This window comes from Streptomyces lincolnensis, from assembly GCF_001685355.1.
Classification (GTDB): domain Bacteria; phylum Actinomycetota; class Actinomycetes; order Streptomycetales; family Streptomycetaceae; genus Streptomyces; species Streptomyces lincolnensis.
This window is the reverse complement of the sequence record NZ_CP016438.1, coordinates 6584743-6604279: the sequence shown is the minus strand read 5'-3', so window position 1 is coordinate 6604279 and position 19537 is coordinate 6584743. Positions and strand designations below refer to the sequence as shown.

Here is a 19537-nt window from a genome sequence, read left to right as displayed (position 1 = left end):
TGACGTACCCGACGGGCCGCACGCTATGAGGATGCCCGGTCGGTGGCCCGATCGGCTCCGACCCGACAGCCCTCCTCGTCCGTACGGCACTGTGCGTACGGAATCCGGAGGGGGACCCTCAGCGGTTCGAGCGCTAGAGCGTCGGCAGTGGTCCCGTGTCGTACGGCTGGTCCGTAAGGCAGTCGACGTCCCCAGCACGGTCCTAGACGACCCCCGCGCTCGCCTCGCACCGCCCACACAGAAGAGGCAGCACCCTGACTACGTTCCGAGAGCTCGGGATTCTTCCCGAGACCGCCGAAGCCCTTGAAGCCGTCGGCATCGTCACGCCTTTCCCCATCCAGGAGATGACCCTCCCCGTCGCCCTCTCGGGCAAGGACGTCATCGGCCAGGCCAAGACCGGCACCGGCAAGACGCTGGGCTTCGGCCTCCCGCTCCTGGAGCGCGTCACCGTCCCCGCCGACGTCGAGGCCGGGCGCGCCAAGCCCGAGGACCTCACCGACGCCCCGCAGGCGCTCGTCGTCGTCCCCACGCGCGAGCTGTGCACGCAGGTCACCAACGACCTGCTGACCGCGGGCAAGGTGCGCAACGTCCGCGTTCTCGCCATCTACGGCGGCCGGGCCTACGAGCCCCAGGTCGAGGCCCTCAAGAAGGGCGTCGACGTGATCGTCGGCACCCCGGGCCGGCTGCTGGACCTCGCCGGCCAGAAGAAGCTCAACCTCAAGCACATCAAGGGGCTCGTCCTCGACGAGGCCGACGAGATGCTCGACCTGGGCTTCCTGCCCGACGTCGAGAAGATCATCAACATGCTGCCGGCCCGCCGCCAGACGATGCTGTTCTCGGCGACCATGCCGGGCGCGGTCATCGGTCTCGCGCGCCGCTACATGTCGCAGCCCACGCACATCAGCGCCACCTCGCCGGACGACGCGAACGCGACGGTCGCGAACACCGCGCAGTACGTCTACCGCGCGCACAACATGGACAAGCCCGAGCTGGTCGCCCGCATACTGCAGGCCGACGGCCGGGGACTGGTCATGGTCTTCTGCCGTACGAAGCGCACCGCGGCCGACCTCGCCGACCAGCTCCAGCAGCGCGGGTTCGCCGCCGGCGCGGTCCACGGCGACCTCGGTCAGGGAGCCCGCGAGCAGGCGCTGCGCGCCTTCCGCAACGGCAAGGTGGACGTCCTCGTCTGCACCGACGTCGCCGCCCGCGGCATCGACGTCGAGGGCGTGACGCACGTCATCAACTACCAGTCGCCGGAAGAGGAGAAGACGTACCTGCACCGCATCGGCCGCACCGGCCGCGCGGGCGCCAAGGGCATCGCGGTCACCCTCGTCGACTGGGACGACATCCCGCGCTGGCAGCTGATCAACAAGGCGCTGGACCTCAAGTTCAACGACCCGCCGGAGACGTACTCCACCTCCCCGCACCTCTTCGAGGAGCTGAACATCCCCGCGGGCACCAAGGGTGTCCTGCCGCGCGCGGAGCGCACGCGCGCCGGGCTCGGGGCAGAGGAGCTGGAGGACCTGGGCGAGACCGGCGGCCGCGGTGGCCGCGGTCGCGGCGACCGAGGCGGTCGTGGTGACCAAGGTGGCCGTGGTGACCGCAACGGCCGTGGTGGGCGTGAGGAGTCCCGCCGGGACGAGTCCCGTTCCGCCGACGGCGAGCGTGCGGCCCGGACGCCGCGTCGTCGCCGTCGCACGCGGGGCGGCACGCCGCTCGACGCGGCGGCGCCCGCCGAGGCGCTCGCACCGGAGCAGACCACCACCGCGGAGGACGTCACCGCACCCCGCACCCCGCGCCGCCGTCGCCGCACCCGCGGTGCGGCACAGGGCGAGGCCGTGGCCGCGACATCGGTGGAGTCCGTGACGCCGGAGGCGACCGCGGAGACCGCCGTGGCGACGGCCGAGGGCACCGTCACGCCGGACGCCTCCGAGGCCGCGCCGAAGTCGCGCCGCCGCCGTACCCGCAAGTCCGCGGAGACGGCCGTGACGCCGACCGAGCTGGAGGCGACGCCGGTCGCCGACGCGGTCACCGAGGCACCGCAGGTGTCCGAGGTGGCGCAGGTGGCGGAGCCCGAGGCCCCCGCCAGGCCGCGCCGTCGTACCCGCAAGACCACGACCACGGCCGCCGCTACGACCGCTGCCGAGGCCGCGGTCGACACCGCCGAGGGGACCGTCGAGGCCGCCCCGGAGGTGACGGAGGCCAAGCCGCGCCGCACCCGCAAGACCGCAGCCACCAAGGCAGCCGAGGCCGCCGAAACCGCCGTGGACACCGCGGAGGCCACCGAGGCGAAGCCGAGGACCCGCCGTACGCGCAAGGCCGCCGAGCCGACCGCGGCCGTCACCGCCGAGATCCCGGCCCAGACGGCCCAGGAGCCGGAGACCGCCGAGGTCAAGCCGCGCCGCACGCGCAAGACGGCAGCGGCCGAGGCCGCCGAAACCGCCGAAGCGGCCGTGGACACCGCCGAGGGCGTCGAGGCCAAGCCCCGCCGCACCCGCAAGACCGCGGCCACCAAGGCAGCCGAAGCCAAGCCCACGGACGCCCCGACCGAGGTGACCGAGGCCAAGCCGCGCCGCACGCGGAAGACCGCAGCCACCAAGGCAGCCGAAGCCGCTGAAGCCGCCGAAGCGGCCGTGGACACCGCCGAGGGCGTCGAGGCCAAGCCCCGCCGCACCCGCAAGACCGCGGCCACCAAGGCAACCGAAGCCAAGCCCACGGACGCCCCGACCGAGGCGACGGAAGCCAAGCCGCGCCGCACCCGCAAGACCGCAGCCACCAAGGCAGCCGAGGCCGCCGAAACCGCCGTGGACACCGCGGAGGCCACCGAGGCGAAGCCGAAGGCCCGCCGCACCACCCGCAAGACCACCGCGGCCACCACGGCCGCTAAGGCCACCGCCGCCGCGGAACCCACCGCGGAGATCCCGGCGCAGGCCTCCGACTCCGAGGCGAAGCCCCGCGCGCGTCGCACGACGCGCAAGAAGGCCGTAGCCGTGGAGTCCACGGAGAGCTGACCGCTCACCCGACGGCCCGGTCCACCACGTGTGGGCCGGGCCGTTCGGCGTCCGTGGCCCGCGCCCGGGGGACCGGGCCGGGACCTGACCCGATAGCCTCCTCCGCGTGAGTCGCCGCGTGTCTTTCACCCCGCCCCCCGCCGCCCGCGCGTATCCCCTGCGCACTGCCCGCGGAGAGTTCGCGGTCGTCGATTCGCCCGTGGCCGTCGGCGTGGAACCGAAGGGCGTGGTGGTGATGCTGCCCGGGTTCACGGGGAGCAAGGAGGACTTCACGCTGCTGCACGAGCCGCTCTCGGCGCGCGGGTACCGGACCGTCGCCGTGGACGGCCGGGGGCAGTTCGGGTCGGACGGTCCCGAGACCGATGAATCGGCTTACGCTCAGGAGGAGTTGGCGAGGGACGTACACGCCCAGGTGGACGCCGTGGGTGCACCGGTGCATCTGCTGGGGCACTCCTGCGGCGGGCAGATCGCCCGCGCGGCCATGCTGCTCGACCACTCCCCCTTCCGCTCGCTGACCCTGATGTCCTCGGGTCCGGCGCAGATCTCGGACTCCCAGCAGCAGCGCGTGAAGCTGCTGCGGGACGCGCTCGCCGTGATGAGCATGGCCAAGGTGTGGGAGGCCATCCAGGCGATGGGTCCGCCGGAGGAGGTCGGCGGCCCCGCGGTCGGCATCGGCGACGCGGACCAGCTGCGCCGCCGCTGGCTGGGCACCAAGCCCGCCCAACTTCGCGCCACCGGACACCAGTTGTGCACCGAGCCGGACCGTGTCGCCGAACTGGCCGCCGTCCCGCTCCCCTTCCACGTCCTGTCGGGCACCAGCGACGACACCTGGCCGGTGCCGCTCCTGGACGACATGGCCGTACGACTCCACGCGCACCGAACCGTCGTCCCCGGCGCCGAGCACTCCCCCAACGCCGACCAGCCGCTTCCGACGGCCCGGGCCCTGGCCGACTTCTGGGACGGCCTCGCCGACACCCGGCGCTGAGACCCGGAGGAGGACGGCGGGGCGCTAGTACTGCGTCTGAAGGTGCTCCCAGAACCCGTCCCGCAGAGCCCGCCGCAGATCCGCCTGCCCCCGCAGCGAGTACTGCAACAGCCCCTCCGCCTCCACCAGCAGATCCTGGTCGACCGAGCCGGGCAGATAGGGATGGCCCGGCAGCAGCTCGACCAGCGATTCACGCCCCCGTGCCGCCAGCCACTTCGCCGCGATCTGCGCGCCGACGAAACGGACGTCCTCGCGGGTGGGCCGGATCGCCGTCGCCTCGTAGGGAAGGGCAGCGCGCCGGGAGACGTACGGCTTGAAGAAGTCGAGGTCGAAGGTGCGCTGGCTGTCGACCTCCCAGAGCAGGGGCTCGGCCTGGTTGCGGCCCTCGGGCGCCTCGACGCCCCAGAGGTGGACGCGGGCGCCGTACCCCTGGGCGGCCTCGACCGCCGAGACCAGGTCCTCGTCGCCACCGAGCAGGGCCGCGTCGCTGATGGCCCGGTGGCGGGCCAGGGACTCCAGGTCGGATCTGATGAGCGAGTCGACGCCCTTCTGCTGGTTGTTGGCGTTCAGGTTGCCCAACCGGACCTTGACGTCCGGGAGTTCGGCGATGGACTGCTGTTCCGCGGTGTGGATGCGGCGTCGGGCTCCGTCGTACCAGTAGATCCGCAGCAGCCTGCTGTCCGCGAAGATCGTGCGGGCCCGGTCGATGAGCGCCTCGATGAGCCCCTCGGTGTCGAGGTCGAAGGCACGGCGGTCCTCGGTGCCGGCCACCAGACGGCCCGCGGCCGCGTACAGATATCCCGCGTCGACGAAGATGGCGTGCGTCGAAGGCGTCTTCGCCACCTCGGCGAGCATGCGCTGGAGCAGCTCGTTGGTGCGGTCGATGCGGGCACTGAGGGCCGCGAGGTCGTCGTTCATCGCCTCCATTGTCCCGGCGGTCACGCTGCGAACACAACCGGTCCCGGTCAGTCTCGTTCCGACCCCTTGCCTACGTCTTACCGGTCAGTAATTAGCCGTTCGAAAAATTTCTTTAGCGTAGGGAATGTTTGTAACACGCATCCCGTTGACTACCTACGTACGCAGCAATTCTCCGCAGGAGGATGACCAGACGAAGGGAGAAGCCTGTGCGCTTCGAAATCATGCGACTCGACGACGTCGACGGTACGCCCGTGGACAGCACCGTTGTGGACGCCGCCTCCGTCAACCGGATCGTTCAGCAGGCCGCCGCCATCGGGCAGCGGCTGTGGATCCGTCCGGCCGACACCTCGGCCTCGTAACAGCCGCGGATCACCGCAGAAGCTTCAGAGCCCCCGCGCGGCATCGGTGCCGGGCGGGGGCTCTGCGCGTACCGGGGCTCAGCTCGCCCGGATGACCTGGGTGACCCCGTTGATGATCTGCTGCACGGCGATCGCGGACAGCATCATGCCCGCGAGCCGGGTCACCAGGACCACACCGCCGTCCTTGATCACGCGGATGATCAGCAGCGAGTACCGCATCACCAGCCACAGCACGACATGGATGGCGAGGATCGCCATCCACACCGACACCTGCGTGGCCACGCCGTCCGCCTTCTGCACGGCGAGGATGACCGACACGATCGCCCCGGGCCCGGCCAGCAGCGGCATGCCCAGCGGTACGAGGGCGACGTTGACGTCCTTGGTCTGCTTGGGCTCGTCCGTCTTGCCGGTGAGCAGGTCCAGCGCGATCAGCAGGAGCAGCAGCCCTCCCGCGATCATCAGCGCGGGCACGGACACGTGCAGATAGTCCAGGATCTGGTGCCCGAGCAGCCCGAAGACGGTGATGACACCGCCCGCGACACAGACCGCCTGGAAGGCCATCCGCTTCTGCACCTTGGCGGGCCGGCCGGAGGTCAGCGCGAGGAAGATCGGGGTGATCCCGGGGGGATCCATGATGACGAACAGGGTGAGGAAGAGGGAGCCGAAGACGGCGACGTCGAACATGACGGAACAGGCCTTGCCGGGAGAGGGGTGAACGAGGATGTGTGGAAGGGGGACCCACCAGGGCCCGACAGGGGACGCGGCCCCACGCGTGACGCGGCCCCCGCGCCGGACTCAGACCCGGTAAGGATCCGAGCCCTCAAGACCGCGGTACGAGATACCGCGGGTCCCGGGCCTCCTGAGTGTCAGGCTCCGCCCGTCCCTGGCACCGGGAACGCGCCCGTCGCCCGCCGTGTGATCTCCCCGTAGACCTCGGGATCCGTCGTGTACTCGCCGAGGGCGACCGTCTTGCGGCTGCCGTGGTAGTCGGAGGACCCGGTCACCAGCAGCCCGAGCTCGGCCGCCAGCCCCCGCAGTCGCGCCCGGGTGTCAGGGTCGTGGTCCATGTGGTCGACCTCGATGCCGTCGAGCCCGGCCGCGGCCATCTCGACGATCGCGGACTCCGGGACGGTCCGTCCCCGCTTGCTCGCACCGGGATGCGCGAACACGGTGACACCGCCCGCCGCCTTCACCAGGCGGATCGCCTCGAAGGGATCCGTCTCGTGCTTCTCCACGTAGGCCCGGCCGCCGTCGGCCAGCCAGTCCGGCGTGAAGGCGTCGCTCACGCTCGGCACGACCCCGAGGTCGACGAGCGCGGTCGCCACATGGGGCCGGCCCACGGACCCGTCCCCGGCGATCCGCGCCACCTGCTCCCACGTCACCGGCACGCCCAGCTGCTGGAGCTTGGCGACCATCCCCCGCGCCCGGGGCACCCGGTCGTCCCGCACCAGCTCCCGCTCGGCCAGCAGAGCCGGCTCCTCGGGATCGAACAGGTAGGCCAGCATGTGCATGGAGACGCCGTCGACACGGCAGGACAGCTCCGCCCCGGTCACCAGCGTCAGCCCCGCGGGAAGCGCGGCGATCGCCTCGGCGTGCCCACGGGTCGTGTCGTGATCGGTCAGCGCCACGACGTCCAGCCCGGCGGCGGCAGCGTTCCGCACCAGCTCGGCGGGGGTGTCCGTGCCGTCGGAAGCGGTGGAGTGGCTGTGCAGGTCGATACGCACGCGACGGACTCCAGACACCAGACGGAACAGGACGCTCAAGGATAACCGGATTTTCCGACTCCCCGGTCACACCCAAACCCGCCCAGCGCCCCCTACTCAAGGCGACACCCAGGGGGACGCTACGGCTTCAGCAGGCGCGGCGACAGCGCCCCGCAGGGCACCAGCTCCACCTCGGCCCCCGCATCCCGCAGATCCGTCAGCACCAGTTCGTCGTACATCAGCAGCCCGGACTGTTCGGGCCACACCACGGCCCACAGCCACAGCCCCAGCGCCTCCCCCGCGAACACCGCACGGTCGTCGGGCGCCCCGGACACATGCCACAGCGGCGTCGGACGGCCCGCGGCCAGGACCTTGGCCTGGGGTGGCTTCTCCACGCTCATGTACGGCCCCGGGTCGGGCCCGTCGATGCCGGCGTACCGCGCACCGAGGCCGACGCCGAGCTCCTCGGCGACCAGGATCAGCTCGCCCATGCCGCCGAGCGGTCCGGGCCCGGTGCACGCCACCGCCGTGGCACGGCCGCCGCTGCGGTCGTCACCCGCGCAGGCCACGCCCGTGAACAGCCAGCCCACCGGCAGCGGCCACGGCATCCACACCGGCACCTGCGTGCGGTGCACGACGACGCCGAGGGCCTCGACGCTGGGCGGTATCACTGGCTGCACCGGATGCACGGTGCCGTGCACATCGCACTGCCAGGTGTCGGCGAAGAGTCCGGGAGCCCTGACCCGGCCACCACACTTCGGGCAACTGGGTTCGCCCCTCATAGGGCCCCACGGTCCTACCCCTGCTCCGCCACGTCAAGGGACGATCACCCGTCCGGGCGGAACCCTCGCACCGGCTTCACCGGCGAGCACTAGATGTAGCTTGCATTAATTAGCCGAGCTAACTTACTATGTGCATATACCAACTATCTTCGTCGGGATGGAGAAACGCGATGGGCACGAGCAAGGCCCCCGCACACCAGGACCCCTTCGACGCGGGCGCCGGCGGCCTCCTCCGGCAGCCCAAGGCGGTCTGGGCGACCGCCGGCGCGTCCGTCGTCGCCTTCATGGGCATCGGGCTCGTCGACCCGATCCTGCCGTCGATCGCCTCCGGTCTGAACGCCACCGCCGGCCAGGTCTCCCTGCTGTTCACCTCGTACTTCCTGATCACCGCGGTCGCGATGCTGGTCACCGGCTTCGTCTCCAGCCGCATCGGCGGCAAGAAGACCCTGCTGCTCGGCCTCGCGCTGGTGGTGGTCTTCGCGGGCCTGTCGGGCACCTCGACCTCGGTCGGCGAACTGGTCGGCTTCCGGGCCGGCTGGGGGCTCGGCAACGCCCTGTTCGTCTCCACCGCCCTCGCCGTGATCGTCGGCGCGGCGGCCGGCGGCAGCGCCGCGGCGATCCTGCTCTACGAGTCCGCCCTCGGCCTCGGCATGGCGTGCGGCCCGCTGTTGGGCGCGCTCCTCGGGGACGCCAGCTGGCGCTACCCGTTCTTCGGTACGGCCTTCCTGATGGCCGTCGGCTTCCTCTGCGTCGCGGTGTTCCTCAAGGAACAGCCGAAGCCCGCCCGCAAGACCTCACTGCTGGACCCGATCAAGGCGCTCGGCCACGGCGGCCTGGCCTCGGCGGCGGTCTCGGCGTTCTTCTACAACTACACGTTCTTCACCGTGCTGGCCTTCACGCCGTTCGTGCTGAACATGACGCCGTACAAGTCGGGTGCCGTGTTCTTCGCCTGGGGTGTGCTGCTCGCCGTCTTCTCGGTGCTCGTGGCGCCGCGCGCACAGAAGCGGTTCGGCTCGCTGAAGGTGCTCGGCGGCTCGCTGCTGCTGCTCGCGGTCGACGTGCTCGTCCTCGGCTACGGCAACCACACCGCGGCGATCGTCTGCACGATCCTGTCCGGTGCCTTCATCGGCCTGAACAACACCGTGTACACGGAACTGGCGCTCGGCGTCTCGGACGCCCCGCGTCCCGTGGCGAGCGCGGGCTACAACTTCGTGCGCTGGTTCGCGGCCGCCGCCGCGCCCTACTTCGCGCCGAAGATCGAGGAGTGGACCGACATCCACATGCCGTTCGTGGTCGCGGCGGTCACCGCCGTGGCGGGCGCGCTCGTGGTCGTCGTACGGCGGAAGGCACTCACGCACGAGGCCGAGGCACTGGAGCCGAAGCACGCGATCGAGGACAGTGTCACCGTCTTCGCCAACTGATGCTTCTCGGCCACCGGTTGGTGAGCTTGCTCACTGGCCGGGTCAGTCCAGCGGGACGGACTTCCGGGACGGATCCCGGAGGTCCGTGCCCTGTGTCAGCCAGCGCTCCTGGAGGGCCTGGGCGCCGTGCACCCGCTTCCAGGCGGCCTCGTTGGGGGTCATGGGGAGCAGGGGCAGGAACCGCACGGGGTCGAGGGGCGCGTCGAGTTCCAGGTCCTCGACCAGGCCGCCCGGCTCGGCGACCAGGACCGAGGTGAACGGCGCGCCGGGCCACAGCGGCCCACCGACGTCCAGGGAGGCGCCGGGAGCCACGATCACGCCCTCCACCTGCGGAGACGCGGCGAGGACGGCGAGCGGGCGGAGCACCTTGTCGGTGTCGGCGAGGCCGGAACGGACCGAGAGGACCAGCTCGGCGCGGGGCCCCGCGACCGGGTCGGCGATCGTCGCCGTGGGGTCGCTCATCGGCTGGGCGGACATGCCGAGCGTGGCGTACCGGACGACCGCGCCCTCCCTGGAGTCGTCCTGGAAACGCAGCACCTCGATGCGGTCCGTACCGAGGAAGGTGACCGCCGCGCGCGCGTCCGGTTCGCCCAGCGCGGTGCGCAACCGGGCCTCGACCAGAGGAAGAACATCAGCCATGCGGCGAGCATAGAACTCGTCAGTACCGGGCAAAGCAGCGCCTTGACAGTTCGGGTGACTGCTACTCTTGCCCGGTGGTTCGGGGCAGCACGCAGAAGCGTCGCGATCAAGCCCCGACGCCGACGACACTCCCTTACGAGGGACCGGCCGGAGGAGGTGGGGCTGCAATGGATCGAAGTCGACCGTGCAGTAGCACCCGCTCTCCGCGCCGCTGACTCGTTGCTCTGGCTCCGGCTGGCTGCCACCTCTCGCACTCGCTTCACCGCGGAAGAGCGCTTCGTTCGTTTTACCTGATCTGTCTGAGCTGATTCCCAGCTGCATCAGTAGCGAAGTTCGCCACCGCGACGCTGCGGTGCTCCCCGCTTTGTGGACGTGCCAAACCTCCGCAGTCAGGACGTCCCCATTCCGGGTAGTTCCACCCGTCGTCGGCGGCCTTTCGTTGCCTGTCACGAAGGAGCCTGCCATGTCGATGATCCGCGACCTGCGTGCCGTGGTCCGCCCGTCCCGCGTCTCCCTGCGCAAGGACACCGGCCCCTACGACACCACCCGCGACCCTTCGATGCCCTCCGCCGTCGTGGACTGCGCCATCTACCGCGACGGCGCGCGTGTCGTCACGGACAAGCCGTTGACCCCGCACGAGGCGATGCGCACGGTGCGCCGTGACGGGGGCTTCGTCTGGATCGGTCTGCACGAGCCGACCGAGGCCGAGTTCTCCGGCATCGCCGGCGAGTTCGGGCTGCACCCGCTGGCCGTGGAGGACGCGGTGCAGGCGCACCAGCGGCCCAAGCTGGAGCGGTACGACGACTCGCTCTTCACCGTCTTCAAGACCATCCACTACGTCGAGCACGACCAACTGACCGCCAACAGCGAGGTCGTGGAGACCGGCGAGGTCATGTGCTTCACCGGACGGGACTTCTTCATCACCGTCCGGCACGGCGGCAAGGGCTCCCTGCGGACGCTCAGGCACCGGCTCCAGGACGACCCGGAGCTGCTCGCCAAGGGCCCCTCGGCGGTGCTGCACGCGATCGCCGACCACGTCGTGGACGGCTACATCGCGGTCGCCGACGCCGTGCAGGACGACATCGACGAGGTGGAGACCGAGGTCTTCTCGCCGGGGCGCCGCGGCGGGACCGCGCGCGGTGTGGACTCGGCGCGGATCTACCAACTCAAGCGTGAGGTACTGGAGTTCAAGCGGGCCGTCGCGCCGCTGCTGCGCCCCATGCAGCTGCTGAGCGAGCGGCCGATGCGGCTGATCGACCCGGACATCCAGAAGTACTTCCGGGACGTCGCCGACCACCTCGCCCGCGTCCAGGAGCAGGTCCTCGGCTTCGACGAGCTGCTCAACTCGATCCTCCAGGCCAACCTCGCGCAGGCGTCCGTCGCGCAGAACGAGGACATGCGGAAGATCACCTCCTGGGCCGCGATCATCGCCGTACCGACGATGGTGTGCGGGGTCTACGGCATGAACTTCGAGCACATGCCCGAACTGCACTGGCGGTACGGCTACCCGGTGATCATGGGCATCACCGTGACCCTCTGCCTCGGCATCCACCGCACGCTGAAGCGCAACGGCTGGCTGTGAGGGCGCGTGGATAGGCTGAGCCCATGACAAGCGAGCTGCTCGACCAGGCCCTCGTCGAGGAGGCCACGAAGAAGTCCGGCCTCATCTGGGTCAAGGGTCCCGGCGGCCCGGCGCGTGCCCTGTGGCACGTGTGGCACGAGGGCGCGGCCTGTCTGGTCGGCGACGGGCCCGGGGAGCAGCCGCTGCCCGGTCTGGCCGACGGGGCCGGTGCCGAGGTCACGGTCCGCAGCAAGGACAAGGGCGGCCGGCTGGTCTCGTGGCCGGCGAAGGTCGTGGAACTCGCCCCGGACTCCGACGCCTGGCAGGCCGCGGTCGCCGAGCTCAAGGGCAAGCGGCTCAACGCCCCCGACGGCGAGGCGATGACCGGGCGCTGGTCCCGCGAGTGCCGGGTACTCAGGCTGGAACCGGCGGGGGCGACGATGCCCCTGCCCGAGGGCGACCTGGCCGAGGCGCCGTTGCCGACGCCGGCGACGACGCGTGAGCCGATCCCGGCGGGGCTGCCGCGGCTGCTGCTCAAGCGGCGCAAACGGAAGTAGCCGGGGCCGGGCTCGGCCCCGCACCGAACGTCACGACGGCAGCTGCTTGCCGTAGTCCACCGTGTCGTCCTTCTCCGGCTCGGTCAGGGGGAAGTCCTTGCCCCAGGCCGAGAAGGTCAGGGTGCCCGCGCCGCCGGCCCGCGCCAGGCGGAGGGGGTAGGGCTCGCCCTCCAGGGAGACGTCCAGGGTGCCGCCGGAGCCTTTGTCGCCGGTGATGCGGATGGTGCGCACGCCCGCCTGCTCGTGGTGGCCCTGCGTGCCCAGCGAGCCGTGCAGGGTCAGCAGACTTTCGAGGAGAACGTCCATGTCGGTGAAACCGCTGAACTTCTTGTACGAGGGGTCGCCCTGCGGCACCTTCACGTACTTGCCGCCCAGCTTGTCGGCGGCCGCCGTGTCGGAGTCGCCGCCCTTGTCGTCCGCGTTCGACCAGAAGTCCGCGTCCGCCTTGAGGAAGAGCGCCTCATCGACCCGCAGCAGCTGGAAGGTCGCCCCCTCGGCGGTGACCGACCCGGAGGCCCCGTCGGCCTTCAGCCGCATGTCGAGCCGGTACGTGCGCCCGCCGGCCACCACATTGCCCGCGAGGCGTACGGCGTCGGCGGCCTCGGCGGCGGTACGGGTCCGGGACTGGATCTGCTCGGCCGACAGCTTGCCGACACCGTTGGTGCCCGCGTCCGGATCCTCGCTGCATCCGGTCAGGCCCGTCCCCGTGACGGCCAGGGCGCAGATCGTGCTCGCCAGTGCTGCCCTGGAGGCGTGGCGCCGGGGAATCGCAGTCACAGGTGGGGCTGCCTTTCTGACAGAGGTCCTTCAGCGGCGAGGGGCAGCGTACCGGGGTCCCACCGCCCGCACGGAGCCAGTCCGTCCGGACCGCTCACCAGGGCGTATCCGATCGGGACGGGCTAGCCTGAAGCCCACCCGAGCGGGCAATTCGGAACAGAGAGCCACCGATCTTCCGACGCAGCACCTCCCCACGAATCCCGCACGAAAAGGAAGCACAGTCATGGCAGCGGGCGCCCCCCGGATCTTCGTCTCCCATCTCTCCGGCGTCGCCGTCTTCGACCCGACCGGTGACCAGGTCGGCCGTGTGCGCGACCTGGTCGTCATGCTGCGCGTCGCGCGCCGGCCGCCCCGTCTGCTCGGGCTGGTCGTCGAACTCGCCACGCGCCGCCGCATCTTCCTGCCCATGACCCGGGTGACCGGGATCGAGTCCGGCCAGGTCATCACCACCGGTGTCCTCAACGTCCGCCGTTTCGAGCAGCGGCCCACCGAGCGGCTGGTGTTCGGCGAGCTCCTCGACCGGCGTGTGACGCTCGTCGAGAGCGGGGAGCCGAAAGAGGAGGTGACCGTACTGGACCTGTCGGTGCAGCAGCTGCCGGCCCGCCGGGACTGGGAGATCGACCGTGTGTTCGTCCGCAAGGGCGGCAAGGGCGGCGCCTTCCGCCGCAAGGGCGAGACACTGACGGTCGAGTGGTCCGCCGTCACCGGCTTCGCCCTGGAGGAGCACGGACAGGGCGCCGAGAGCCTCCTGGCCACCTTCGAGCAGCTGCGCCCGGCCGACCTCGCCAACGTCCTGCACCATCTGTCCCCCAAGCGGCGCGTCGAGGTCGCCGCCGCCCTCGACGACGACCGTCTGGCCGACGTCCTGGAAGAGCTGCCGGAGGACGACCAGATCGAGATCCTCGGCAAGCTGAAGGAGGAACGTGCCGCCGACGTCCTGGAGGCCATGGACCCGGACGACGCGGCCGACCTGCTCTCCGAGCTCCCCACGGAGGAGCAGGAGCGGCTGCTGAGCCTGATGCAGCCCGGCGACGCCGCCGACATGCGGCGCCTGATGGCGTACGAGGAGCGCACCGCGGGCGGTCTGATGACCACCGAGCCGATCGTCCTGCGGCCGGACGCGACCGTCGCCGACGCGCTGGCCCGCGTCCGCAACGCCGACCTCTCGCCCGCGCTCGCCGCCCAGGTCTACGTCTGCCGGCCGCCGGACGAGACCCCGACCGGCAAGTACCTCGGCACCGTGCACTTCCAGCGGCTGCTGCGCGACCCTCCGTACACCCTGGTCAGCGCGATCATCGACGACGACCTGCAACCCCTGGAACCGGACGCGCCGCTCCCTGTGGTCGCCGGGTTCTTCGCGACGTACGACATGGTCTCGGCGCCCGTCGTCGACGACGCGGGGGCGCTGCTCGGCGCGGTGACCGTGGACGACGTACTGGACCACATGCTGCCGGAGGACTGGCGGGAGACGGAGTTCCACCTCGCCGAGGACGACAAGGACGGCGAGGGCGATGAGGGCGACGCACCCGAAGGCGACGGGCGCGACCTTCTCGAAGACGACACAAACGACGACACAAGCGACGGCACACGCGACGGCCGCGACGGCCTCGGCAAGGGTGAGGAGGCGGGTTCCCATGACGCCTGAGCGCGAGACCGCGGTCCGTGAGCGCACCCCCGCGGGCGCGACCGCCACCACCCGCTCCCGTCCCCGGCTCGACCAGCCGCGGCCGCCCCGGCGCCGAGTCCTGCCCGAGTGGGACCCGGAGGCCTTCGGACGGCTCTCGGAACGCATCGCGCGCTTCCTGGGCACCGGGCGGTTCATCGTCTGGATGACGGTCGTCATCATCCTGTGGGTGCTGTGGAACATCTTCGCCCCGTACGAGCTGCGCTTCGACCACTACCCGTTCATCTTCCTGACGCTGATGCTGTCGCTCCAGGCCTCCTACGCGGCCCCGCTGATCCTGCTCGCGCAGAACCGGCAGGACGACCGCGACCGGGTCAACCTCGAACAGGACCGCAAGCAGAACGAGCGGTCCATCGCCGACACCGAGTACCTGACCCGGGAGATCGCGGCCCTGCGGATCGGCCTCGGCGAGGTGGCCACCCGTGACTGGATCCGCTCGGAGCTCCAGGACATGGTGAAGGAGCTGGAGGAGCGACGGAGCGGGCACGTCGTATTCCCGGCAGAACGGCCGAGGGGACGTGACGTAGACGACCGGTGACGGGCATGCCGGGGCCGCCGCGGGGCGCCGTACCATCGTTCTCATGGCTATGGAAGACGCGGTGCGTGAAGCGCTGTCGACGGTGAACGACCCCGAGATCAACCGCCCCATCACCGAGCTCGGGATGGTCAAGTCGGTCGAGATCGGTGCGGACGGGGCGGTCGCGGTCACCGTGTACCTGACGGTCTCCGGCTGCCCCATGCGCGACACGATCACGCAGCGCGTGACGGACGCGGTCTCGGCGGTCGAGGGCGTCACGCGCGTCGACGTCACGCTGGACGTGATGAGCGACGAGCAGCGCAAGGAGCTGGCGACCGCACTGCGCGGCGGCCAGACCGAGCGCGAGGTGCCCTTCGCCAAGCCGGGCTCGCTGACCCGCGTGTACGCGGTCGCCTCCGGCAAGGGCGGCGTCGGCAAGTCGTCGGTGACGGTGAACCTGGCGGCGGCCATGGCGGCGGACGGGCTGAAGGTCGGTGTCGTGGACGCCGACATCTACGGCCACTCCGTGCCGCGCATGCTGGGCGCCGACGGCACCCCCACCCAGGTCGAGAACATGATCATGCCGCCGTCCGCGCACGGCGTGAAGGTGATCTCCATCGGCATGTTCACCCCGGGCAACTCCGCGGTCGTGTGGCGTGGTCCGATGCTCCACCGGGCTCTCCAGCAGTTCCTGTCGGACGTCTACTGGGGCGACCTCGACGTCCTGCTGCTGGACCTGCCCCCGGGCACCGGCGACATCGCCATCTCCGTGGCCCAGCTGGTCCCGAACGCCGAGATCCTCGTCGTCACCACGCCCCAGCAGGCCGCCGCCGAGGTCGCCGAGCGGGCCGGCTCCATCGCCGTCCAGACCCACCAGAAGATCGTCGGCGTCGTCGAGAACATGGCGGGCCTGCCCTGCCCGCACTGCGGTGAGATGGTCGACGTCTTCGGCACGGGCGGCGGCCAGTCCGTCGCCGACGGCCTCACGCGGACGACGGGCGCCTCCGTCCCCGTCCTCGGCAGCATCCCCATCGACGTCCGCCTCCGTGAGGGCGGCGACGACGGCAGGCCGGTCGTCCTGACGGACCCGGACAGCCCGGCGGGCTCGGCGCTGCGGGCGATCGCGGGCAAGCTCGGAGGACGCCAGCGCGGCCTTTCGGGACTGTCCCTGGGCATCACGCCGAAGAACAAGTTCTAGCCCGAAGGGCGCGTTCCGGAAGAACACTCCCCGGGGACGCGGGGAACTGCGCGGTCAGCCACCAAGGGCCCGCAGTTCCCCACTCACCCTCATGCGTACGCGCCGATGTCCTTGATCATGGCGAAGCCGAGCCCGTACGCGCTCATCCCTCTCCCGTACGCCCCCACGTGCACCCCCGCCTGGGTCGATCCGGCCAGGACCCAGCCGAACTCGGACTCCCGGTAGTGGAACGGCGTCGGGACCCCGTCCACCGGCAGCGACAGCGTGGACCACTCGGAACCGGAGAGATCGTCGGCCAGTGCCCACGCCGTCTCCGTCTGCTGGTCGAGCCAGTCGTCCCTGAGGGTGTGGTCCATCTGGCCCGGCCAGGTGAACGACAGCAGCCCCACCCCGGCGAGCCAGGCCGCCGAGGCGACCGATGTGGCCTCCAGCAGCCCCGTGCCGTCGGCGCTCCTGCGGGACGGATTCGCCGCGACGGTCACCACCACCGCGAACTTCTCCTTGTCCTCCGTGCCTTCGTGACGGACCGAGGGCTCGTCACCGTGCCCGATCGAACCGTGCTCGACGGCACCGTCGGCCGCCGTACCGACCTGCATCAGCCATCTCGGCCCCGTGAAGGCCTCGTCGAGGCCGTACCACGGGAAGGGCGCCTCCAGGTAGCCGTCGACCGTACGCCGGGCGGAGGGGACCTGTTGTCCACCCTCCGCGGCCGGCGCCTGCGCGACTGCCCGACTCGTCGTCTCCATCTGCCCGGACGCCTCCTCGTTCTCGTCGGACCGGGACGGCCCGCCCCCCTTCGGGCGGCGCTACTCGTCGCAGTACGGCCCGCACAACAACTCGGCAGCATAGCCACACCGCTCCGAGCAGCGACGAAAGCTCCCGGCGCGCGGGGCGCCGCCGGGGCGGGTTCAGGCCGCGACGAGGCCTGTCCGGAGTATGAAACGCGTCACGTCCGGCGCGGCCGGCGTACGGGAGCGGCCGACGTACGGCCCAAGGGGCGTACGGCTCAGGTGGCGTCCGCGTCGAAAGGCGGGCGGTCGTCCTTGCCCGGCTCCTCGGGCTTCTTGGTCATGTCGACGCGGCCGCCGGACGAGCCCGAGGCACCCGAGGACGAGGAGGATTCGGCCTCGCGGCCGTGGACCGCGTCCGTGACCTCGGCCATCTCCTTCTTCAGGTCGAAGCCGTTGCGGATCTCCTTGAGCCCCAGCTCGTCGTTGTCCAGCTGCTTGCGGATGAACGTCTTGGGGTTCAGGTCCTCGAACTCGAAGTCCTTGAACTCCGGGCCCAGTTCGCCGCGGATGTCCTGCTTGGCGCTCTCGGAGAACTCCCGGATCTTGCGAATCGTCCGGGTGATGTCCTGGATGACCTTCGGAAGCTTGTCCGGACCGAAGACGAGCACGGCGAGGACAACGAGGGTCACGACCTCGAGCGGTCCTATGTCATTGAACACCTGAAGCTCCTTGCGATGTCCTCGGTCCGCGGCCCTCGGTGGTCAGTGCGGTCTTCCGTGGTCCGGGCCGGGTCCACGGTACCCGGCGATCCTGTATGACCGGTACTGTCCCGAAGGTTTCTGTCAGTCACCGTCGGACGACCCCAGCACCAGCGAGATCGTCCGCTCCCGGCCGTCGCGCTCCAGCGTGAGTTCGAGACGGTCGCCGGGGCGGTGCGCGCGGACCTTGACGATCAGTTCGTCACCGGAGTGGATACGGCGGCCGTCGACCGCGGTGACGACGTCCCCCGCCTTGATGCCGGCCCTGGCGCCGGGGCCGCCGACGGTGACCGCGGGCCCGCCGTCGTTGCCCTTCGTGCCGACGCGGGCGCCGTCGCCCGAGTACTCCATGTCGAGGGTGACGCCGATCACCGGATGGGTCGCCTTGCCGGTGTTGATCAGTTCCTCGGCGACGCGCTTGCCCTGGTTGATCGGGATGGCGAAGCCGAGGCCTATCGAGCCGGCCTGGCCGCTCTCCGGGGCGGAGCCGCCGCCCGCCGAGCGGATGGCGGAGTTGATCCCGACCACCCGGCCCCGCGTGTCGAGCAGCGGGCCACCGGAGTTGCCGGGGTTGATCGGCGCGTCGGTCTGCAACGCGTCCACGTACGACACGTCGCTCCCGTCCTCGCTCTCACCGCCGGCGGTGATGGGCCGTTCCTTGGCGCTGATGATGCCGGAGGTGACGGTGCCCTCCAGGTCGTAGGGGGCGCCGATGGCGACGACCGGGTCGCCGACCTGGACGTTCTCGGAGTTGCCGAGCGGGAGGGGCTTGAGCCCGCTGACGCCGCTCACCCTGACCACGGCGAGGTCGTAGCCGCTGTCCCGGCCCACGACGGTGGCCTTGGCGGTGTCGCCGCTGTGGAAGGTCACGGTGATCTCGCCGTCGGCACCGGCGGGTTCGACGACGTGGTTGTTGGTCAGGACGTGGCCCCGGTCGTCCAGCACGAAGCCGGTGCCGGTGCCCTGCTCCCCGGCGCCGGACACATGCAGGGTCACCACGCTCGGCAGCGCCCGCGCGGCGATCCCCGCCACGCTGTCCGGAGCCCGCCCGGCGGGCTCCGGACCCGCCTGTGGCAACTCCACCTCCCCGATCCCCCCGTTGCGCTCCAGATACGCTCCTACGGCGCCCCCGACGCCCCCGGCCACGAGCGCGAGCAGCACCGCCGCTCCGGCCAGTGCCTTCCGCACCCGCCTGCGCCGCTGCTCCTTGCTGAGCACGGCCTCGCCGGTCTGCTGGAGGGGCGCGGCGGCCACGGGGGCCCAGGGGTCGTAGTTCTGCCAGGGGGTGGGAGGGGGTGCGGGCGCGTCGGGGCCCGGGATGCCGGACGCGGGTGCGTCGGCAGCAGGGGCCGCCATGGGGGCAGGGGCCGGGGCGGAGGCTGGGACCGGAGCCGGGGCAGGCTCCGGAGCCTGGCTCGGCGGGGCGGCGGGCGGCGCCTGGGCCACGCCCTGCGAGGGCACGGGCGCACCGGGAGGCGCCGGTACGGCGGTGCCCTGCGCGGGTGTGGCCGCCGGGTGCTGAACGGGCGGAGCAGGCGCCCAGGGGCCGGGCTCGCCGTACGGCGGGGTGCTGTAGGGATCGGGGTCGTGCAGGGGCTCGGGCCGCTTCTCGGGCCGCTCGGTGGCCGCAGCCGAAACGTTGCTGCCGAGAGGCGCGCCCGCCCCCGTCTCCCCCACCGGCGGAGTCGTCGGCGTCCCGGGACGGGCCAGCTCGAAGTCGCCCTCGGTCCCGGACTCCCCCGTCGGTCCCGACGGTTCCGTCGGCCCTGTGGCGCCGGAGCCGGGGGACGGTGGGTCGTCCCGGATCACGGCGGCCGTGTCCTGTGGTGCTCTCAGTTCGAAATCGCCGTCGGCATCGTCGGCGTGTGCACCGGACCCGATGACGTCGTCCGCCCCGCCCGCTTTCGTGGGCTTCCCCTCGTTCATGCTCTCCCCA

General features: G+C 71.3%; 18 protein-coding genes. 9 read left to right on the top strand and 9 right to left on the bottom strand.

Translation table 11 applies throughout. The features are described from left to right. Positions 1-344 precede the first annotated feature (344 nt). A complete protein-coding gene (locus SLINC_RS29530) occupies positions 345-3011 on the top strand; it encodes a DEAD/DEAH box helicase (RefSeq protein ID WP_067439145.1) in 2667 nt (888 codons plus the stop codon). A 106-nt stretch (positions 3012-3117) separates the two neighbouring features. Further along, positions 3118-3996 (top strand): alpha/beta fold hydrolase, encoded by an 879-nt coding sequence (locus SLINC_RS29525; protein ID WP_067439142.1) that lies wholly within the window; start codon positions 3118-3120, stop codon positions 3994-3996. A 24-nt stretch (positions 3997-4020) separates the two neighbouring features. On the opposite strand, the gene SLINC_RS29520 is transcribed toward SLINC_RS29525, so the two are convergent. Then, the gene (locus SLINC_RS29520) at positions 4021-4914 is read right to left on the bottom strand and encodes an NYN domain-containing protein (RefSeq protein WP_067439139.1); all 894 of its coding nucleotides are present in this window, start codon (positions 4912-4914) and stop codon (positions 4021-4023) included. Positions 4915-5120: 206 nt separating this feature from the next. Here SLINC_RS29520 and SLINC_RS48580 point away from each other — a divergent pair, with 206 nt between their 5' ends. Then, complete coding sequence (locus tag SLINC_RS48580; RefSeq protein ID WP_007384531.1) at positions 5121-5273, top strand: hypothetical protein; 153 nt, start codon at positions 5121-5123, stop codon at positions 5271-5273. A 78-nt stretch (positions 5274-5351) separates the two neighbouring features. Here the strand turns inward: SLINC_RS48580 and SLINC_RS29515 are convergent, their stop codons facing one another. From SLINC_RS29515 to SLINC_RS29505, 3 genes are all read right to left on the bottom strand, one after another. After that, positions 5352-5957 (bottom strand): MarC family protein, encoded by a 606-nt coding sequence (locus SLINC_RS29515; RefSeq protein ID WP_067439136.1) that lies wholly within the window; start codon positions 5955-5957, stop codon positions 5352-5354. Positions 5958-6139: 182 nt separating this feature from the next. After that, positions 6140-6997 carry a PHP domain-containing protein gene (locus SLINC_RS29510; RefSeq protein WP_067439133.1) on the bottom strand — a complete coding sequence of 286 codons (858 nt, stop codon included), beginning with the start codon at positions 6995-6997 and terminating at the stop codon, positions 6140-6142. Positions 6998-7116: 119 nt separating this feature from the next. Next, positions 7117-7758 carry a DUF6758 family protein gene (locus SLINC_RS29505; RefSeq protein WP_067439130.1) on the bottom strand — a complete coding sequence of 214 codons (642 nt, stop codon included), beginning with the start codon at positions 7756-7758 and terminating at the stop codon, positions 7117-7119. A 170-nt stretch (positions 7759-7928) separates the two neighbouring features. Between SLINC_RS29505 and SLINC_RS29500 the strand changes: the two genes are divergently transcribed. After that, the gene (locus SLINC_RS29500; RefSeq protein WP_067439128.1) at positions 7929-9179 is read left to right on the top strand and encodes an MFS transporter; all 1251 of its coding nucleotides are present in this window, start codon (positions 7929-7931) and stop codon (positions 9177-9179) included. A gap of 42 nt (positions 9180-9221) precedes the next feature. On the opposite strand, the gene SLINC_RS29495 is transcribed toward SLINC_RS29500, so the two are convergent. Beyond that, positions 9222-9818, bottom strand: coding sequence for a suppressor of fused domain protein (locus SLINC_RS29495; RefSeq protein ID WP_067439126.1), 597 nt, complete (start codon positions 9816-9818; stop codon positions 9222-9224). 463 nt (positions 9819-10281) lie between these two features. On the opposite strand from SLINC_RS29495, the gene SLINC_RS29490 reads away from it, so the two are divergent. Further along, entirely contained in the window at positions 10282-11400 is a 1119-nt protein-coding gene (locus SLINC_RS29490; protein ID WP_067439123.1) for a magnesium and cobalt transport protein CorA, read from the top strand. Positions 11401-11423: 23 nt separating this feature from the next. After that, a complete protein-coding gene (locus tag SLINC_RS29485; protein ID WP_067439120.1) occupies positions 11424-11936 on the top strand; it encodes a hypothetical protein in 513 nt (170 codons plus the stop codon). Positions 11937-11966: 30 nt separating this feature from the next. Here the strand turns inward: SLINC_RS29485 and SLINC_RS29480 are convergent, their stop codons facing one another. Further along, positions 11967-12713: a hypothetical protein gene (locus tag SLINC_RS29480; protein ID WP_067439117.1), complete on the bottom strand. Its 747-nt coding sequence runs from the start codon at positions 12711-12713 to the stop codon at positions 11967-11969. 223 nt (positions 12714-12936) lie between these two features. On the opposite strand from SLINC_RS29480, the gene SLINC_RS29475 reads away from it, so the two are divergent. Genes SLINC_RS29475 through SLINC_RS29465 form a run of 3 tightly spaced genes read left to right on the top strand, consistent with a single transcriptional unit; the run spans position 12937 to position 16112 of the window. Continuing rightward, a complete protein-coding gene (locus SLINC_RS29475; RefSeq protein WP_079164786.1) occupies positions 12937-14358 on the top strand; it encodes a magnesium transporter MgtE N-terminal domain-containing protein in 1422 nt (473 codons plus the stop codon). After that, positions 14348-14935, top strand: a complete 588-nt coding sequence (locus SLINC_RS29470; RefSeq protein ID WP_067439114.1) for a DUF1003 domain-containing protein — start codon at positions 14348-14350, stop codon at positions 14933-14935. The genes SLINC_RS29475 and SLINC_RS29470 overlap by 11 nt, the downstream gene beginning before the upstream one ends. A 43-nt stretch (positions 14936-14978) precedes the next feature. Next, complete coding sequence (locus SLINC_RS29465) at positions 14979-16112, top strand: Mrp/NBP35 family ATP-binding protein (protein WP_067439111.1); 1134 nt, start codon at positions 14979-14981, stop codon at positions 16110-16112. 89 nt (positions 16113-16201) lie between these two features. Here the strand turns inward: SLINC_RS29465 and SLINC_RS29460 are convergent, their stop codons facing one another. From SLINC_RS29460 to SLINC_RS29450, 3 genes are all read right to left on the bottom strand, one after another. Continuing rightward, a complete protein-coding gene (locus tag SLINC_RS29460; RefSeq protein WP_067439108.1) occupies positions 16202-16858 on the bottom strand; it encodes a hypothetical protein in 657 nt (218 codons plus the stop codon). Between the two features lie 260 nt (positions 16859-17118). Continuing rightward, entirely contained in the window at positions 17119-17562 is a 444-nt protein-coding gene (locus SLINC_RS29455; protein WP_067439105.1) for a sec-independent translocase, read from the bottom strand. 123 nt (positions 17563-17685) lie between these two features. Next, positions 17686-19527: a S1C family serine protease gene (locus tag SLINC_RS29450; RefSeq protein WP_067439101.1), complete on the bottom strand. Its 1842-nt coding sequence runs from the start codon at positions 19525-19527 to the stop codon at positions 17686-17688. Between the last annotated feature and the right edge of the window lie 10 nt (positions 19528-19537).